Below are 17,775 nucleotides of genomic sequence, written 5' to 3'. Positions count from 1 at the left end.
CTGACAGTTTCCCTGCGAATATAACGCCTTACCAGCCCAACACCGACTTAACGAACGGGATCGTCAGTCGTCGCTGGGCGCGTAATGAGTTTTCATCCAGGCGATCCAGAATGGCCAGCAGATCGGCCAGTTTCCGGGGTGCTCGCCTGAGTATGAATACGGCCACATCATCACTGAGGACAAGGCCGCGCTGCTCCGCCCTCGCCATCAGTATCCTCAGGCGATCATCGTCGCGATAGATGCCCAATTGAATGGTCAGGCCATGACTCAACCGGGACACCAGATCCTGCAACCCGAATGGCAACGACGCCGGCAGTTCCGACAGGCTGACGACCATCAGGTGCCCATGGTCATTCACCCGATTGTACAGATGGAAGATGGCCTCTTCCCAGTTTTCCTGGCCCGCAATGAGATCCAGGTCATCCAGGCAGATCACTGACTGTCCTTCCAGCCCTGAGAGCGAGTCGGGACCCAGAGGAAACAACTCCTCCATGCTGACACAAACCGCACTCTGTTGGTTTTGCTCCGCCAGATGACAGACCGCCTGCAACAGATGGCTTTTGCCGGTGTCTGCGTCGCCACAAACGGCGATGACGGGTACAACACCAACCTGCTCGCAGGCAGACTTAAGTCTTGCCGCGGCATCGGCATTCCGGCCACCATGAAAATTATCAAAACGGGCGTCGTCTCGAAGCTTGACCCCCAACACCAGCTGTGACGCACTCACTGCCTCTTTGCCCTCCATGCCCTCAGACTCCATACGCCGATATAGTGCGCACCGCTGAAAATGGCTGAGGCCGCCACCAGCAGAATGCCAACGTCCATAACCCACGGTTGCATCGGCAAATCCGCCAGCAGAATGATGATCGCGAGGGCCACCAGAATCTGGATCAGGGTGTTAAGTTTACCGGGCAGGCTCGGCTGCATTTCAAAGCGACCGACACCGTAATGAAACGCCAGCCCACCACACACGATCAGGAGATCCCGGCCCAGCACCAACCAGAACAGCCAGGCCGGGAGTACGCCAGTTATAGCCAGCATCAGATAGGTGGTGATCAGCAGTGCCTTGTCCGCCAATGGGTCGGCAATGGCGCCAAGCCGGGTTCGCCAGTTGTAGTGACGAGCCAGGAAACCATCAAAGGCATCCGTTGCGGATGCCAGAAAAAATATCACCAGGGCAAAACGATATTCCTTGGCCATAAGGGCTGCCGCAAAAGGAGCAATCAGCAAAATGCGCAAAAACGTCAGCGCATTTGGAATCCAGCGCCAGCGGTGCGTCATGACATGACTCCCCTCATACCGAACACCGCGATATTATTCCCCGTCTTCCGACTCGACGATGGAGGCAGGCTGCCAGCGGTAATGAAGCACCTGATAGAGTGACTCGAACGCCTGTTCTGACTCTTCCTCGTTTGCCAGTAGAGGCTGGTAAACGAACAGCGGGTTGGCGGAGGCCGCAGCGCTCTCCGTGCTCTGTTCCGCCAGTGCAATACCGCCTTGCGGGGCCTGCTGCACCGATCGGGCCTGCGCCTGACCACCGGGTTGACGCTCATCACCTGTGGGCATGCGTGAGACCTCGGCGTCTGAAAGCGGAACCAGCCGCGGGTCCAGGGCAATGTACTGCTTCAGCTGCTCCATCTCCCCTGAAAAGGCAACCCTGAGCGTCAGTTGGTCCTTCCGCGCTCTGGTGGCACCCGCATCGACCACGGGCGACAGGTTTTTGAGAACCCCATTCACACGGGCGTAATCCTTCAGATTGCTGACTCCATGCACAACGATGTCCACCTGTGGAGACTCGCCGACATCACTGCCCGCAACCGCATAACGATCTGCAAACATTTCCGCCCAGCGCCCGACAACGGCAGCAGCCAGAGCTTGCGGCGTATCGGCGGTCACCGATTGCTCCGTACTATCCAGCCCCATACCGTCAAACACCCATCCGGCACGCCACTGTGATCCGGAACGGCTGACCCGTACCACCGACATCAGGTCATGCTCCATATCCTCGGACGATCTGCGAACACTGGATGTAAACTGTCCCCATATGTCCGACAACAGTTCACGGTCGTCCCGGTATCTTGCGGGAGGAAGCCCCACCGGCAAACCCCGGTCAACCGCCGCGTCCTGAAAAACGCGACGCCACTGTTCATCGGCGCCCGTCCCGGTACTGTCGTTTCCCTGATGGACCAGGGTACGGCGCCCGCCTTCTTCGACCGCGATCCAGGCCAGCGTCAGCGGCCTATTCGCGCCCCACACCGGTGCATCCGCGGACGCCAGCGCACGGTTGACGCCGACCGCACCGAAGCTCATCCGTAGCCTGTGATTTCCCGTATCGGAGCGTAAGAACTGGTAGGACTGAAGCAGCGATTCGGCGTTCGCCAGGAGTTCTTCAACGCCTTCGTTGCGCAGCACGTCGCGGGTGCCGGAAACGCGCACAAACACCCGGCTCAGGCCGTCCGCATAGCCCTGCTCAAGTTCCTGAGGCTGCGAGCCAGCGACGGGCACTTCCACCGAGTAAAGGCCGGTAACGGTAACAGCTGCCGCTGGCGCGGCCATCAGCGCCAATACTCCAAACAACCGGAGTGACTGACGGACTATCCGCACTGCCTGCATCGAGATTTTTCCTGAGTCTGGCATGAAACACCCTGCGATTCGTCTTAATGGCGCATAGGATACACCAAGCCCCCTGGTGTGAGTAGCTAACCGGGATTGCAGAAAGTCAATCCGGTGCCACACTGCCTTTAAGGGTGACAAACGGGGCAATTGCATTTGGAGCGCCGTTCCGCACCTGTTAAAATCCGCCGCCTGTCCCACTGTCCAAACGGTTAAACACACCATGAGCGAACAGAAGCCCTCCCTCACCTATCGTGATGCCGGCGTTGATATCGATGCTGGTAACGAACTCGTCGACCGCATCAAGAATACCGCGGCGCGCACACGTCGCCCGGAAGTCCTTGGCGGCCTCGGTGGCTTTGGCGCCATGGTGGCTATTCCCCCTGGCTACAATGAGCCGGTGCTGGTATCAGGCACCGACGGCGTCGGCACCAAGCTTCGACTTGCGATGCAACTCCAGAAGCACGACACCATTGGCATTGACCTTGTGGCCATGTGTGTCAACGACCTGGTAGTAGGCGGTGCGGAACCCCTGTTCTTCCTGGACTATTACGCTACCGGCAAGCTGAATGTCGACGTAGCCGCCCAGGTTGTCGACGGCATTGGCGCTGGCTGTGAACAGGCCGGCTGCTCCCTGGTGGGCGGCGAGACGGCGGAAATGCCGGGCATGTACGAAGGGGACGACTACGATCTGGCCGGTTTCTGTGTGGGTGTGGCAGAGCGCAGCGAGATCATTGATGGCAGCCGCGTGCAGGCTGGCGACGTTCTGCTCGCCCTGGGTTCTTCCGGCCCGCACTCCAATGGTTACTCCCTGATCCGCAAGATCCTGGAAGTCAGTAACGCTGACCTGAACCAGACGGTTGCCGACGTTACCCTCGCGGATGCCCTGATGGCGCCCACCCGCATTTATGTGAAAAACCTGCTCCAGCTCGTCCGCGAAGTGGACGTTCGTGCGCTGTCCCACATCACTGGCGGCGGCCTTCCGGAGAACATTCCCCGGGTTCTGCCTGATGGCATGGTTGCAGCCATCGATACGGACAGCTGGCAGCTACCCCCGGTGTTCCAATGGCTGAAGAATGCCGGCGGCGTTGCCAGCGAAGAAATGTACCGCACCTTCAACTGTGGCGTCGGTATGGTTGTATGCATCCCTGCAAACCAGCGCGAACTGGCCCTTGATACGCTGAACGCTCTGGGTGAAAAAGTCTGGCAGGTCGGCATCATTGAAGCCTCTGACGACGCCACGGCCTCTGCATCAGTACGTTATGCGCCAGGGCTGTTGTCGGCATGAAGGCAGATTCCGTAACCGCCCCACGCATCCTGGTCCTGGCTTCCGGCAGCGGCACCAACCTTCAGGCTCTCATCAACGCCAGCCGGGAGCGGGACTTTCCCGGCCAGATCGTTGCGGTAGGGTGCAACCGCCCTGGCGCCTTCGCTCTGGAGAGGGCAGCCCAGGCCAACATCGACACCTTCACCGTGGATCACACCCATTACGGTTCCCGCGAGGAGTTCGACGGCGCACTGATGGCGGAGATTCGCCGTCACAACCCGGACCTGATCGTCCTGGCGGGCTTCATGCGCATCCTGACCACGGATTTCGTGCGGGCACTGCGTGGCACCATGCTGAACGTGCACCCTTCCCTTCTGCCCAAGTACACCGGGCTGAAGACCCATCAGCGTGCACTGGACGCTGGCGAAACAACCCACGGCGTGTCCATTCATTTTGTCACCGAAGAACTGGATGGCGGGCCGGTGATTGCCCAGGCAGAAGTGAGCATATCCCCGGACGACACCCCGGAATCCCTCGCCGAGAAAGTCCAGGAGAAAGAACACGTGCTTTACCCGATCGTAGTGCGCTGGTTCTGTGAGGGGCGCATTCAACTGGGCACCGACTATGTAGTGTTCGACGGTCAGCCACTGAATCGACCGGTGGTACTTCCGGACGAGAACTCAGCAGCCTCGGCCTGAGTAAACTTATCGTCATCTCCGGAAGCAACCAGTCGCGCTAGACTGTTCAGTGACAGATCTGCCATTGCAACCGGAGGAGTCGCATGCCCCTGAAATTCAGCCTCACAGCGTTGCCCGCCCTGTTAACCGGGGCGCTGCTTCTCGGAGCCTCGCTCGCACACGCCTCGGACGAGCAGGAGGACGTTACCCTCCAACCCATGAAGCTCAGCTACAACGCCTCCCTGGACAAGGGCATCTCCCTCAATGGTGACGCCCTCCGCATCCTGGAACAACGGGACGATGGCACCTGGCATTTCAGAACCGACGTGGATTCCTTTGTTGCAGACATTGACGAATCGCTGATCTTCCGCTGGGAAGACAATCAGGTGGTTCCCCTGCGTTACCGCTACAAGCTCTCCGGCCTCTTCATCCGGGACCGTGAGGAAGCGATCGATTTTGACTGGGAAAATAACGTGGTCAGTGGGCATCACGAAGGCGATAAGTTTTCGATGAAGCTGGAGAAAGGCGCCATGGACCCCATGGGCTATCAACTGCAGCTAAGCCAGGACATCAAGGCCGGCAAGCGCGAGATGGAATACCGCGTCATCGACAAGGGCGACTACGACACCGACAAATTCGCCGTCGTTGACGAGGAAACCGTGCGCATCAACGGCGACGACATCCGCACACTTAAGGCCGAGAAGGTTCGCGACAGCGACAGTAAACGCGAGTCCCTGATGTGGTTCGCGCCGGAGCGTGACTACCTGCTGATCCGCTTCCTCCAGGTGGAACCTGACGGCAGCGAGTACGAACTGACCATCAGCGACGCCAAGGTGGGCCGCTAGAGCGGTGAGTTACGGGCTGGCCGTCGCCCAGACAGCCTTCACTTCATCCGCGATGATTCGCAGCCCCTCCGCCACGCGCTCATCGTCCTGTGAGTAGGTCACCCGCAGGCATTCGTGGCGGTGCTTCCAGCCGTCTTCCGGCAAACCGGGGAAGAAGTAGTGCCCCGACACCACCAGCACGCCCCGCGCTTTCAGCCGCTGATACAACTCCAGACTGCTGATCGGCAGCCCCGGAAACCAGAGCCAGAGAAACATGGCGCCTTCGGGTTTATGGACGTACCAGCGACAGCTGTCCTCGCCCATGGCATCCCGGAACACCGCCACCGCCCGCTCCATTTTCGCCTTGTAGAACGGGCAGACCACATCCCGGCTGAGCGACAGAATCTCTCCTGAGCGCACCAGAGGCTCCGCCAGCATGGCGCCAAAACTGCCGGTGGCCAGATTCATGATGGCATTAATGCCCGACAAGGCCTTGATCACCGGCTCCGCCGCAATAACGATGCCCGTACGCACGGCCGGCAGGCCGAACTTAGACAGGCTCAGGCACAGGATCACCTGGTCGTTCCAGTGGGGTTTCGCATCCACAAACAGCAGGCTTGGAAACGGTGTACCGTAGGCTCCATCCACAATCAGCGGGATGTCGTGCTGGCGGGCCATGGCTTCCAACCGGGCCAGCTCTTCGTCGGTGACCACATTTCCAGTGGGGTTCGTGGGCCGGGAAACGCAGATCGCGCCGGTTTCAGCCGTTACCTCAACCGCATCGAAATCCACCCGGTATTTGAACTCATGGGCGTCGGTGAATGAGATATCCGGCTGCACGGCGTGGAACAACCCGGGCTCAATACCGGCATCGGCATAGCCTATGTACTCTGGCGCCAGTGGCAACAGGACATGCTTGTGCACCCCATCACCATAGTCACCACCAAACATATTGAACAGCATGAAAAACGCGGCCTGACTGCCATTGGTCAGGGCAATATTTTCCGGCTTCAATCCCCAGCCATACTCACGATTCAGGAGCTCGGCCAAAGAGGCAATGAACTGCTTCTCACCCTGGGGCGGGTCATAAATGCCGACCAGCCTGCGCGTATCACCATCACTTTGGGCCATGTCGGCCAGTATCTGCTGGACCCGAGCCTGGATCTCGGGAATATGGCCGGGATTGCCCCCACCCATCATGATCATGTCGTCGCCGGACGCCAGGGCGTTGCCAAGGTCATCCATCAGGGAGGTGATTCCCGCATCCGCGGTAAATTTCCGACCAAAGGAAGAGAGTTTCATGATGCTTTTCTGTACCGGATTAGAACGGATTGTCACCCAAGTGTAGGCCAGAGCCAGCAGCGCTGCCGGTCAGTCGCTCAGCGAGATGCCCAGGTTGCTCACACCGTCGTTGGCGGCATCGCCGTGGATGCGTTCAACAAACTGGCTGGTGGGCGTGCGCTGGCGTTTGAGGGCCAGGATCAGGTCGCGCTGGAATACCTTGTCTTCTTTCATCAGCGGGTGCTGGTCCAATAGCCTGACCAGCTCATCTTCTTCCAGATCTTCACCTTCAGAAAGCTCAACAAAGTTCATGACGGTCGCGGTGGCCATCTGGGAGGCGTCGGTTGCGCGGTGCTTGCCCGGATTGAGCCGGTTCAGCAATGCCTGTTCCAGCAACTGGCAAAAATCAAAGGCGGGATAGACACCGTAAGCGTCATAGGCGTTCACATCTGGCGACAGCGATTCGAGTTTCGCCAGCAATTGGGGAATGGCCGCTTCGGAAACGTCCTTTTGCAGCATTTCCCAGCCAAGATCGAGCAATTGGCGCATTTTCGCACCGGTTTTGAGCCCAACGGCGTCCGCAAACAGGGCGTAATTGGGGAAGGAGCGCTCAGCGAGGGCCATCAGGAAGGTAAATTCCCGCCAGCCCTGCAGTTGTGAGACAGCTTTCAGAAACTGATTGGCGTTCACTGTGGCTCTCTCCTGACGATGTCACTTACCGGAATCGCCCCTGCGGCACTGCCACTCATGTTCGCGGCAGGGTCACGCCTGTTTGCCCCAGGTACTTTCCGCCCCGGTCTTTGTAGCTGGTGTCGCAGATTTCATCAGACTCGAAGAACAGCATCTGGGCGACGCCTTCGTTGGCGTAGATTTTGGCCGGCAGGTTGGTGGTGTTGGAAAATTCCAGGGTGACCTGCCCTTCCCACTCGGGTTCCAGTGGTGTGACGTTGACGATGATGCCACACCGCGCGTAGGTGGATTTACCCAGGCAGATGGTCAGCACACTGCGGGGGATACGGAAGTATTCCACGGTGCGCGCCAGGGCAAAGGAGTTGGGCGGGATGATGCAGACGTCGCCGGTGTAGTTGACGAAGCTGTTGTCGTCGAAGTTCTTCGGGTCCACGGTGGCGGAGTGGACGTTGGTGAAGATCTTGAATTCGTTGCTGCAACGGACATCGTAGCCGTAGCTGGATGTGCCGTAGGAGATTACGCGGCCTTTTTCGGTTTCGCGGACCTGATCGTATTCAAAGGGTTCGATCATGCCCTGATCCCGGGACATCCGGCGAATCCAGTGGTCGGATTTGATGCTCATGGGTGACGTCTCGTATCCATAAAAAAGAGAGGCGGTAGTTTACCTGTTCACTTAATGACTGTCGAAGGCTTGGGCCCTGAATTTGCTTCCTGGCTTCGGGGGCTGCCAGAACAGACGGAGCCTTCCGAAACACGCCGTTGATACGTCCATGTAGGCTTGAGAAAAACATCCATGTTTTTCACAGTTTCGGAAGGCCCCGTCTGTTCTGGCGATCCAGCTTTCGTGGTGGTCTATAGCTCAGTCCACCTCTTGGTGTTGCGGGCTTTACTAGTGCTCAGTTACGGACACGCTGGAGATCGAACCGGTAAGATTTCGCTCTCGTGTGGACAACTCCGCACCTACCCGGCGGGCGATATCCTTGTAGCGCCTTGCCACTTCCGAATCGGGTTCTGCCACCACAGACGGGGTGCCGCCGTCGGTCTGTTCGCGGATGGTCAGGTGCAGCGGGAGTTGGCCCAACAGCGTGGTGTCGTACTCTTCGGCGATGCGTTCGCCGCCGCCGTGGCCGAAGAGGGGTTCTTCATGGCCGCAGTTGCTGCAGATGTGGACGCTCATGTTTTCCACCACGCCCAGCACGGATATGTCCACCTTGCGGAACATTTCGATGCCTTTTTTGCCGTCCAGCAGGGCGATGTCCTGGGGTGTAGTGACGATGACGGCGCCGTTTACCGGGACTTTCTGGGCGATAGTGAGCTGGATGTCGCCCGTGCCCGGGGGCATGTCGAGGATGAGGTAGTCCAGTTCGTTCCACAGGGTCTGTTGCAGCAGTTGCATGACGGCGCCACTGACCATGGGGCCGCGCCAGACCATGGGGGTTTTATCGGTGACGACGAAGGCCATGGAGTTGGCCTGCAGGCCGTGAGCTTCCATAGGGACGAAGTATTTGTTTTCCCGGGTGTCGGGGCGCTTGCCTTCGGGAACGCCCAGCATCATGCCGATGCTGGGGCCGTAAATGTCCGCGTCAAGGATGCCGACGCGGGCGCCTTCGGCTTGTAGCGCCAGGGCGAGGTTGACGGCGGTGGTGGATTTGCCCACACCACCCTTGCCGGAGGCCACGGCAATGATGTTCTTGACGCCGGGAACGGACTGGATGTCTTTCTGGCCTTTGTGGGAGTGGATTTTCTGTCCCACGTGGACATCAACACTCTCAACGCCATCAACGTCGTCGAGGGCGTTGGTGAGCAGCTCTTTCAGGGCGCCGGCGATGCCTTTGGACGGGTATGGCAATTCGATCATCACGGTGACCTTACCGCCGTCGTCCGCGGTCAGGGATTTCACCGCACCCAATTCATACAGGTCCTTGCCCAGGTAGGGGTCGCGGTACTGTTGTACGGCGGTTTCCAGTGCCTGCTGTGAAATCTGTGCCATCGGAATCTCCGGTCTAACGTCACGCGCATTTATTAGCGCGGAAACAGGTGTTTCGGGTGAAAATTATCTGCTCGGAAGGTATCATTTGTGCCCGTTTCTGGCCATAAGGGTTCTTTACCCGGAGCAAGGCCGGCAAACGCGAACGCCCAACTCCTGACGAATGAAGGTTCGGACCACAACATGACGCAAGCGAGTTCAAAGCAACAGCGCGATATTCTGGTTACCAGCGCCCTGCCGTACGCCAATGGCCCCATCCACCTGGGCCATCTGCTGGAATACATTCAGACGGATATCTGGGTGCGCTATCAGAAAATGCGTGGCCAGAACTGCTACTACGTTTGTGCGGACGATGCTCATGGTACTGCCATTATGCTCCGTGCCGAGCGGGAAGGCATCTCCTCCGAGAGCCTGATCGACCGTATCCGGGACGAGCACCAGCAGGATTTCGGCGGCTTCCACATCCGCTTCGACAACTATTACACCACTCATTCCGAGGAGAACCGCCAGTTCTCGGAATACATTTATCGCCAGTTGCAGGAAAACGGCCACATCGCCACCCGCAAGATTACCCAGGCGTTCGATCCTGAAAAGAACATGTTCCTGGCGGACCGGTTCATCAAGGGCACCTGCCCCAAGTGCAAGACCGAAGACCAGTACGGCGACAACTGCGAAGCCTGTGGCGCCACCTATACCCCGGCTGAGCTGATCAATCCCCGCTCGGCGGTCTCCGGTGCCACGCCGGTGGACAAGGAATCCGAGCACTACTTCTTCCGCCTGCCGGAATTTGCGGACTTCCTTGCGAACTGGACTCGTAGCGGTACGCTGCAGCCCCAGGTGGCCAACAAGTTGGCCGAGTGGCTGGATGCGGGCCTGCAGGAATGGGACATCAGCCGCGATGCCCCCTACTTCGGCTTCGAGATTCCGGATGCACCCGGCAAGTACTTCTACGTCTGGCTCGACGCGCCCATTGGTTACCTCGCCAGTTTCAAGAACCTGTGCAACCGGGAAGGCATTGATTTCGAGCATTTCTGGAAGGCGGATTCCACCGCCGAGGTGTACCACTTTATCGGCAAGGACATTATCAATTTCCACGCCCTGTTCTGGCCGTCCATGCTGCACAGCGCCGGGTTCCGCACACCCAGTGCCGTCTGGGCCCATGGTTTCGTGACGGTAAATGGTAAGAAAATGTCCAAGTCCCGGGGCACGTTCATCATGGCCCGGACCTATCTGGACCATCTGAATCCGGAATACCTGCGCTACTACTTCGCCGCCAAACTCACCGGCAGCGTCGACGATATGGACCTGAACCTGGAAGACTTCGCCGCGCGGGTGAACTCGGACCTGGTGGGCAAGGTGGTCAACATTGCCAGTCGCAGCGCCGGGTTCATCACCAAGCGCTTTGATGGCCAGCTCGGTACCGTCACCGAACATGAAAAGCTGAAAGAGTTTATCGAGGCCGGCGATGAGATCGCGGACTTTTTCGAGGCCCGGGAGTTCGGCCGCGCCATGCGTCGAATCATGGAACTGGCTGACATCGCCAACCAGTACGTGAATGACGAGCAGCCCTGGGTCATTGCCAAGCAGGACGGCCAGGACGACAACCTGCAGGCCATCTGCACCAACGCCATCAACATGTTCCACCTGCTGATGACTTACCTGGCGCCGGTTCTGCCGGAAACCGCCAAGGCTTCCGAGGCGTTCCTGAATGCGCCGCTGGACTGGAACAAGCGCGAGCAACGGCTTGAGAATCACGGCATCAACAAGTTCAAGCCGCTGATGAACCGCGTGGATATGGCTCAGATCGAAAAAATGCTGGACGCGTCCAAGGAAGAAATGCCCGCAGCGACAGGAGAGAAGGCCCCGGAAGCCAATCTCGAGCCGATTGCGGATGAAATAGAATTCGGGGATTTCGCGAAGGTGGATCTTCGGGTCGTCAAGATTGTTAAAGCTGAACACGTGGACGGCGCCGACAAGCTGCTTCGCCTTACCCTTGACGTTGGAGAGGGCGAGCGCAACGTTTTTGCCGGCATCAAATCGGCGTACAAACCTGAGGACCTCGAAGGACGCCTGACGGTGATGGTGGCCAACCTCAAGCCCCGAAAGATGAAATTCGGGATGTCAGAGGGCATGGTGCTGGCGGCCGGCCCCGGCGGAAAAGATATTTTCATCCTGTCACCGGATTCGGGCGCCACGCCCGGCATGCGGATTATGTAATGGCGCGCTCTGATGACTGAGTATCTGCTGATCCTGGTCAGCACCATACTGGTGAACAATTTTGTGCTGGTTCAGTTTCTTGGACTGTGCCCGTTCATGGGCGTATCCGGGAAGCTGGAAACCGCCATGGGCATGTCATTGGCCACCACGTTTGTGCTGACCCTGGCCTCGGTGTGCAGCTACCTGGCGTATACCTACCTGCTGGAGCCGCTGGACCTGGCGTTCCTGAAAACCATTACGTTCATCCTGGTCATCGCCGTTGTGGTGCAGTTCACGGAGATGGTGGTGCGCAAGACCAGCCCCCTGCTCTATCGGGTATTGGGCATTTTCCTGCCGTTGATCACCACCAACTGTGCGGTTCTGGGTGTTGCCCTGCTTAACCTCAACAAGAACAATAACTTCGTGGAGTCTGTCCTGTACGGATTCGGAGCCGCCGCCGGCTTTTCGCTGGTGCTGGTGCTGTTTGCTGCCATGCGTGAACGCATCGCCGTGGCCGATGTTCCGGTTGCCTTCCGGGGCGCCGCCATTGGCATGGTCACCGCCGGGTTGATGTCTCTGGCTTTCCTGGGCTTTACTGGTCTGGTCAGCGTCTGACGGAGCGTTTGTATTATGTGGACGAGCATACTGATTGCCGTACTGGTTCTGCTCGCGCTGGCGGTTGTGTTCGGCGGCCTGCTGGGCTTTGCCGCAGAGCGCTTTCGGGTGGAAGGCAACCCGTTGGTGGACCAGATTGACTCCATGCTTCCCCAAACCCAGTGCGGCCAGTGTGGTTTTCCCGGCTGCCGTCCCTACGCCGAATCCATTGCCAACGGCGATGCCATCAACAAATGCCCTCCGGGCGGTGAAACCACCATCAAGGCACTGGCGGACCTGCTGGACGTGGAGCCACAACCGCTGGACGCGGAACACGGGGTGGAACAGGCCAAGCGCGTTGCGGTGATTCGCGAGGACGAGTGCATTGGTTGCACCAAGTGTATCCAGGCCTGCCCGGTGGACGCCATCCTCGGCGCCGCAAAACACATGCATACCGTAATCGAGAGCGAATGCACCGGCTGTGATCTGTGTGTGGAACCCTGCCCGGTGGACTGTATCGACATGATTACGGTAGAGCCCGACATTCGCTCCTGGACCTGGACACCGCCCAAATCCGGTGTGATTGCCACCGATCGTCAGGGGGCCAACGCCTGATGACACAGCTCTGGGACTTTTCCGGCGGCATCCATCCTGCCGAAAACAAACACCAGTCCACATCACGCCCGATCACTGGCGCCGGTCTGCCAGAAGTTCTGGTATTGCCGTTGCAGCAGCATATAGGCGAGCCGGCCGAAGCCTGTGTTGCAGTCGGCGATCGAGTTCTCAAAGGCCAGAAAGTTGCCGACGTGACCGGCGGCATGGGCGTACCCGTTCACGCGCCGACGTCCGGCACCATTGAATCCGTCAGCCTTCAGCCCGTTCCCCATCCCTCTGGAATGAGCGACTGGTGCATTACCCTCAAGCCCGACGGAAAAGATGAGTGGGCGCCTCTCAACCCGGTAACGAACTACCGGGATCTGGACCGGGAAACGGTGCTCGAACGAATCCGCGACGCCGGCATTTCCGGCATGGGAGGCGCCGGCTTCCCCACAAACATCAAGCTACGCCCACCGAGGGATCGGAAGGTAAACACGCTGATCCTGAATGGCGCGGAGTGTGAGCCCTACATCACGGCCGACGATATGTCGATGCGGGAGAACGCAGGCGAGATCATTGCCGGGTTGCGCATCATGGCGTGGATACTGCGCCCGGAGCGGGTTGTGATCGGCATTGAGGACAACAAGCCAGAGGCCATCTCAGCGCTCAGGAAAGCCGCGGAGGGCACCCAGACAGAGATCGCGGTCATCCCCACCAAATATCCCTCTGGCGGTGAAAAACAGCTGATACAGATCCTGACAGGCATGGAAGTGCCCAGTGGCGGGATTCCGGCGGATATTGGAGTGATGTGCCAGAACGTGGGCACAGCCATCGCCGTATCCGCCGCCATTCATCGGGGCGAGCCGTTGATTTCCCGTGTCACAACGGTCACTGGGTATGCAGTTACCGATCCCGGTAATTTCGAGGTCCTGATCGGCACACCTATCGACTACCTGCTCGCGCAGGCCGGGCAGGAAAACAGCAAGCTCCACCGCCTTGTTCTGGGTGGGCCGATGATGGGCTATACCCTGGAAACGCCAGCCGTACCGGTAGTCAAGACCACCAACTGCGTCATTGCCGCCACTGCCACGGAATTACCGGACCCGGCTCCGGAACAACCCTGTATTCGCTGCAGCATGTGCGCCGAAGCCTGCCCAATGGAGTTGCTGCCCCAGCAACTGTTCTGGTACTCCAAAGCCGGGGAGTTCGACAAAGCCGAGCACCTGAACCTGTTCGACTGCATCGAATGTGGTGCCTGTTCTTACGTCTGCCCCAGCTCCATTCCGCTGGTGCAGTATTACCGGGCGGCCAAAGGCGAGATACGGGTACAACAGGCTGAACAGCTGAAAGCGGATCGCGCCCGTGAACGTTTTGAAGCCCGTCAGGCGAGACTCGAACGGGAACAGCAGGAGAAAGAGCAGCGCCGCAAAGAACGAGCGAAGGCGGCTGCCGAAGCCCAGGCCAGGAAGCAGGCCGAGGCTGAAAAGGCGGATGCAGAAGGCCAGCCCGCCGATGACCGTGCCGCCAAAGCCGCCCTGGTGCAGGAAGCCCTTGCCCGTAAAAAGGCCAAGGGCCAACAACAGGCCGAAACGAAAGCTGAGACATCTGAAACCAAAGCCGCCAGCGAACCGGCGCCCGATGTTGACGCCCTGGAGAAGCAGCTTGCCCAGGCCACCGCAAAGCTGAACACCATGCAAAGCATGCTGGAGGATGCCAGGGCCGAGAATGCGGACAATGTCGAAAAACTCGAGAGAGCCGTCACCAAGAACCACGACCGGGTGAAGCGGGCGGAAGAGGCTCTGGCAGAGGCCCGGCAATCTGTGGCGGCCACCGATACCCAAACGACAGACTCATGATGAACAGGCTCCAACGCTAATGGCACTTGCGCAACAGTCCTCGCCCCACGCCCGTAACGCCCGCTCCACGTCACAGGTCATGCTGTGGGTGATTCTGGCGGCCCTGCCCGGCCTGCTGGTACTGACCCTGTTCTTTGGCTGGGGCAATCTGATCAACGTGGTCTGGTGCATCACGGTGGCACTCGCGGCCGAGGCTTCTATCCTCAAGCTTCGCAAGCGCCCGGTGGCTTTCTTCCTGAAAGACAACACTGCTGCGGTCACTGGCCTTTTGCTGGGCCTTTCCCTGCCACAGTTTGCGCCCTGGTGGGTGTCCGCGGTTGCCGTCATCGCCGCCATCGTCATGGCCAAGCAGCTCTATGGTGGTTTGGGCTCCAACCCGTTCAATCCTGCCATGGTGGGTTACGCTCTGGTGTTGATCTCGTTCCCCGTGGCCATGACCACGAATTGGGCGCAGCCCGGCCTCCTATGGGAGACCGCTCCGGGGTTTGGTGACACCCTGAGTATGATCGCCTCTGGCCAACAGACAGCGGTGGACGCCTTCACCATGGCCACGCCGCTGGATGAGTACAAACACAAGATTACCACCCACACCGCAGCGGAAGTGCTTGCTCACCCCACCTTCGGTGACGGTGTTGCCCGGGGCTGGGAATGGGTCAACGCCGCGTTCCTCGCCGGTGGTCTGGTTCTTGTCGGCCTGAAGATCATCACCTGGCACATTCCAGTCAGCATGCTGGCGGGCCTCGCACTTATGAGTCTTGCCTTTGGCAGCAACGCAGACCTGTATGCGCCGCTGTCCATGCACCTGCTGGCCGGTGGCACCATGTTGGGCGCGTTCTTCATTGCCACGGACCCGGTGTCCGCCGCGTCCAGTCATCAGGGCAAGCTTATCTACGGAGCGGGTATTGGTATCCTGATCTACCTGATCCGCACCTGGGGTGCCTACCCCGATGCGGTGGCCTTCAGCGTTCTGCTGATGAACTTCGCGGTGCCGTTTATCGACCATTACACGCCGCCCCGTACCTACGGGCATCATAAGCCCCGGCGCGGCATTCCCGGCAAGGGTCAGGGGTAAACCATGGCAGCACTCGCGAAGTCCATCCGTCGCAACGCCATTGGCCTGGGCCTGTTCGCCATCATTACCGGCGGCACCATCGCCATCACCCAGGTCATGACGGCCGAGCGCATACAGGAACAGGCCGCCAGGGCGGAAGCACAGGCGCTGTTTGAGATCATTCCGGAGAACCGGCACGACAATCATCTGCTGACCGACACGGTGCAGCTTCCGGCGGATAACGGAATGAATGCTAACGACCCCGTCACGGCCTGGGTGGCACGTCGCAATGGCCGCCCTACCGGATTGATCATGCCGGTGGTGGCCCCTGACGGTTATTCTGGCAACATTCACCTATTGGTGGGTCTGGATATGAAAGGCACTGTGCTGGGAGTTCGGGTGACCAGCCACCGGGAAACCCCTGGCCTGGGCGACCGCATTGAAACCAAGAAGTCAGACTGGATTCACTCGTTCACCGGCCGGTCCCTTGGCAACCCGGAACCGGAACGCTGGGCTGTCAGGAAGAATGGCGGGGCATTTGACCAGTTCACTGGTGCGACCATCACCCCGAAAGCCGTGGTTAATGCGGTGCAAAAAACACTCATCTATTTCCGTGAGCACCGCAGTGACATTCGCGACATCCTCGATGAACCCGCGTCACCCCGTAGCACGCCGCTGACGCCCGAGGAAATCGCTGGCCAGACACCAGACCGGGAGCATTCGTAACATGGCGACCAAATCCAGCTCAGAGATCATCCGTGACGGGCTTTGGACCAACAACCCTGCCCTGGTTCAGGTGTTGGGGCTTTGTCCCCTTCTGGCGGTGACCAGTACCGTCGTTAACGCCATCGGCCTGGGCCTGGCAACGCTGATGGTGCTGATGGGCTCGAACCTGGCAGTGTCACTGATCCGCAACTTTGTTAGCGAGTCGGTGCGCCTGCCTGCCTTCGTGATGATCATCGCCTCTTTCGTCACCTGCGCTGAACTGTTGATGCAGGCCTATACCTATGAGCTCTACCAGATCCTGGGCATTTTCATTCCGTTGATTGTGACCAACTGTGCCATTCTGGGCCGTGCGGACGCGTTTGCCTCCAAGAACCCGCCCCTACCCGCCCTGCTGGACGGTGTCATGATGGGTATCGGTTTTCTGGTAGTGCTGATTGCACTCGGCGCCATGCGGGAACTCGTGGGACAGGGCACCCTGTTTACCGATATGGATCTCCTGCTGGGCCCCATGGCGGCAGACTGGGGAATCCGTCCGCTGGAGCAATACCCGGACGTGCTCTTCATGGTGCTGCCGCCAGGCGCCTTTGTGGGGCTGGGGCTGCTTATCGCGCTGAAGAATGGCATCGACAATCATCTCAAGGCCCGCCGTACGGCGGCGGAGCCCATCGTGGCCGGTAGCAAGCGAGTGCGGGTAACAGGCCATGTATCCTGAACATCCAATGACCATTACTTTCCCAGCCAGCGGATAACCCATGAACAAGGCAAAACGTACGGAAATCTTTACCCGTTTGCGGGAAGCCAATCCGACACCCACAACCGAGTTGAACTATACCAACCCGTTCGAACTGCTGATCGCGGTGATCCTCTCGGCCCAGGCCACGGACGTCGGTGTGAACAAGGCAACAGCAAAACTATACCCCGTAGCCAACACACCCGAAAAAATCCTCGCGCTGGGAGTGGATGGCCTGAAGGAATACATCAAGACCATCGGGCTGTTTAACAGCAAGGCCGAGAACGTGATCAAGACCTGTCGTGCGCTGATTGAAAAACACGGCGGGGAAGTTCCGGACAACCGGGAAGACCTGGAAGCCCTTCCGGGTGTGGGCCGCAAGACCGCCAATGTGGTTCTGAACACCGCGTTCGGGCAACCGGCAATGGCGGTGGATACCCACATCTTCCGGGTATCGAACAGAACGGGAATTGCGCCGGGCAAAAACGTGCTGGAAGTGGAGAAGCGCCTGATGCGGCTGGTGCCCAGGGAGTTCCTGCTGGATGCCCATCACTGGCTGATCCTTCACGGGCGCTACACCTGTACCGCCAGGAAGCCCAAATGCGGCGCCTGCATCATCGAAGATCTGTGCGAATTCAAGCAGAAACGGGATTACATGGACTGACACCGGCCCCGGATAACCGGAA

18 protein-coding genes are annotated in these 17,775 nt (G+C 59.1%); 11 read left to right on the top strand and 7 right to left on the bottom strand.

Annotated elements, in window-relative coordinates; translation table 11 throughout:
- Positions 1 to 28: 28 nt before the first annotated feature.
- From hda to AAGD24_RS08750, 3 genes are read right to left on the bottom strand one after another with little or no spacing between them, the layout of a single operon-like run.
- Positions 29 to 745 carry a DnaA regulatory inactivator Hda gene (gene hda / locus AAGD24_RS08760; RefSeq protein ID WP_075195269.1) on the bottom strand — a complete coding sequence of 239 codons (717 nt, stop codon included), beginning with the start codon at positions 743 to 745 and terminating at the stop codon, positions 29 to 31.
- Positions 724 to 1,281, bottom strand: a complete 558-nt coding sequence (locus tag AAGD24_RS08755) for a CDP-alcohol phosphatidyltransferase family protein (protein ID WP_036206696.1) — start codon at positions 1,279 to 1,281, stop codon at positions 724 to 726. The genes hda and AAGD24_RS08755 overlap by 22 nt, the downstream gene beginning before the upstream one ends.
- 33 nt (positions 1,282 to 1,314) lie before the next feature.
- Positions 1,315 to 2,613, bottom strand: a complete 1,299-nt coding sequence (locus tag AAGD24_RS08750) for a DUF2066 domain-containing protein (protein WP_379867128.1) — start codon at positions 2,611 to 2,613, stop codon at positions 1,315 to 1,317.
- A gap of 223 nt (positions 2,614 to 2,836) precedes the next feature.
- On the opposite strand from AAGD24_RS08750, the gene purM reads away from it, so the two are divergent.
- The 3 genes from purM to AAGD24_RS08735 all read left to right on the top strand — a co-directional run bounded on the left by purM (position 2,837) and on the right by AAGD24_RS08735 (position 5,402).
- Positions 2,837 to 3,901: a phosphoribosylformylglycinamidine cyclo-ligase gene (gene purM / locus AAGD24_RS08745; protein WP_305937059.1), complete on the top strand. Its 1,065-nt coding sequence runs from the start codon at positions 2,837 to 2,839 to the stop codon at positions 3,899 to 3,901.
- On the top strand, positions 3,898 to 4,578 hold the full coding sequence (purN, locus tag AAGD24_RS08740; protein WP_085681091.1) for a phosphoribosylglycinamide formyltransferase: 681 nt from the start codon (positions 3,898 to 3,900) through the stop codon (positions 4,576 to 4,578). The genes purM and purN overlap by 4 nt, the downstream gene beginning before the upstream one ends.
- 83 nt (positions 4,579 to 4,661) lie before the next feature.
- Complete coding sequence (locus AAGD24_RS08735) at positions 4,662 to 5,402, top strand: DUF3108 domain-containing protein (RefSeq protein WP_379867127.1); 741 nt, start codon at positions 4,662 to 4,664, stop codon at positions 5,400 to 5,402.
- 9 nt (positions 5,403 to 5,411) lie between these two features.
- On the opposite strand, the gene AAGD24_RS08730 is transcribed toward AAGD24_RS08735, so the two are convergent.
- The 4 genes from AAGD24_RS08730 to apbC all read right to left on the bottom strand — a co-directional run bounded on the left by AAGD24_RS08730 (position 5,412) and on the right by apbC (position 9,342).
- Positions 5,412 to 6,683, bottom strand: coding sequence for a valine--pyruvate transaminase (locus tag AAGD24_RS08730; protein ID WP_126810301.1), 1,272 nt, complete (start codon positions 6,681 to 6,683; stop codon positions 5,412 to 5,414).
- Between the two features lie 69 nt (positions 6,684 to 6,752).
- Complete coding sequence (locus AAGD24_RS08725) at positions 6,753 to 7,352, bottom strand: YjaG family protein (protein WP_007155425.1); 600 nt, start codon at positions 7,350 to 7,352, stop codon at positions 6,753 to 6,755.
- A 55-nt stretch (positions 7,353 to 7,407) separates the two neighbouring features.
- Positions 7,408 to 7,974, bottom strand: coding sequence for a dCTP deaminase (dcd, locus tag AAGD24_RS08720; RefSeq protein WP_305937056.1), 567 nt, complete (start codon positions 7,972 to 7,974; stop codon positions 7,408 to 7,410).
- Positions 7,975 to 8,241: 267 nt separating this feature from the next.
- Positions 8,242 to 9,342, bottom strand: coding sequence for an iron-sulfur cluster carrier protein ApbC (gene apbC, locus AAGD24_RS08715; RefSeq protein WP_126810302.1), 1,101 nt, complete (start codon positions 9,340 to 9,342; stop codon positions 8,242 to 8,244).
- Positions 9,343 to 9,522: 180 nt separating this feature from the next.
- On the opposite strand from apbC, the gene metG reads away from it, so the two are divergent.
- Genes metG through nth form a run of 8 tightly spaced genes read left to right on the top strand, consistent with a single transcriptional unit; the run spans position 9,523 to position 17,753 of the window.
- Positions 9,523 to 11,556: a methionine--tRNA ligase gene (gene metG / locus AAGD24_RS08710; RefSeq protein ID WP_379867125.1), complete on the top strand. Its 2,034-nt coding sequence runs from the start codon at positions 9,523 to 9,525 to the stop codon at positions 11,554 to 11,556.
- Between the two features lie 12 nt (positions 11,557 to 11,568).
- The gene (gene rsxA / locus AAGD24_RS08705; protein WP_007155451.1) at positions 11,569 to 12,150 is read left to right on the top strand and encodes an electron transport complex subunit RsxA; all 582 of its coding nucleotides are present in this window, start codon (positions 11,569 to 11,571) and stop codon (positions 12,148 to 12,150) included.
- Positions 12,151 to 12,165: 15 nt separating this feature from the next.
- The gene (rsxB, locus tag AAGD24_RS08700) at positions 12,166 to 12,744 is read left to right on the top strand and encodes an electron transport complex subunit RsxB (protein WP_041335008.1); all 579 of its coding nucleotides are present in this window, start codon (positions 12,166 to 12,168) and stop codon (positions 12,742 to 12,744) included.
- Positions 12,744 to 14,582, top strand: coding sequence for an electron transport complex subunit RsxC (rsxC, locus tag AAGD24_RS08695; RefSeq protein ID WP_379867123.1), 1,839 nt, complete (start codon positions 12,744 to 12,746; stop codon positions 14,580 to 14,582). Before rsxB ends, rsxC begins: the two co-directional genes overlap by 1 nt.
- A 19-nt stretch (positions 14,583 to 14,601) precedes the next feature.
- Complete coding sequence (rsxD, locus tag AAGD24_RS08690) at positions 14,602 to 15,654, top strand: electron transport complex subunit RsxD (RefSeq protein ID WP_228210788.1); 1,053 nt, start codon at positions 14,602 to 14,604, stop codon at positions 15,652 to 15,654.
- Positions 15,655 to 15,657: 3 nt separating this feature from the next.
- Positions 15,658 to 16,359: an electron transport complex subunit RsxG gene (gene rsxG / locus AAGD24_RS08685; RefSeq protein WP_379867121.1), complete on the top strand. Its 702-nt coding sequence runs from the start codon at positions 15,658 to 15,660 to the stop codon at positions 16,357 to 16,359.
- A 1-nt stretch (position 16,360) separates the two neighbouring features.
- Positions 16,361 to 17,071 carry an electron transport complex subunit E gene (locus AAGD24_RS08680; RefSeq protein WP_036206662.1) on the top strand — a complete coding sequence of 237 codons (711 nt, stop codon included), beginning with the start codon at positions 16,361 to 16,363 and terminating at the stop codon, positions 17,069 to 17,071.
- Positions 17,072 to 17,111: 40 nt separating this feature from the next.
- Entirely contained in the window at positions 17,112 to 17,753 is a 642-nt protein-coding gene (gene nth, locus AAGD24_RS08675; protein ID WP_036206660.1) for an endonuclease III, read from the top strand.
- Positions 17,754 to 17,775 lie beyond the last annotated feature (22 nt).

Source organism: Marinobacter sp. M5B (assembly GCF_042604615.1).
GTDB classification, from domain to species: domain Bacteria; phylum Pseudomonadota; class Gammaproteobacteria; order Pseudomonadales; family Oleiphilaceae; genus Marinobacter; species Marinobacter salarius.
Note: the sequence above shows the minus strand (reverse complement) of the source record. Positions and strands in the feature narration are given on the sequence as shown.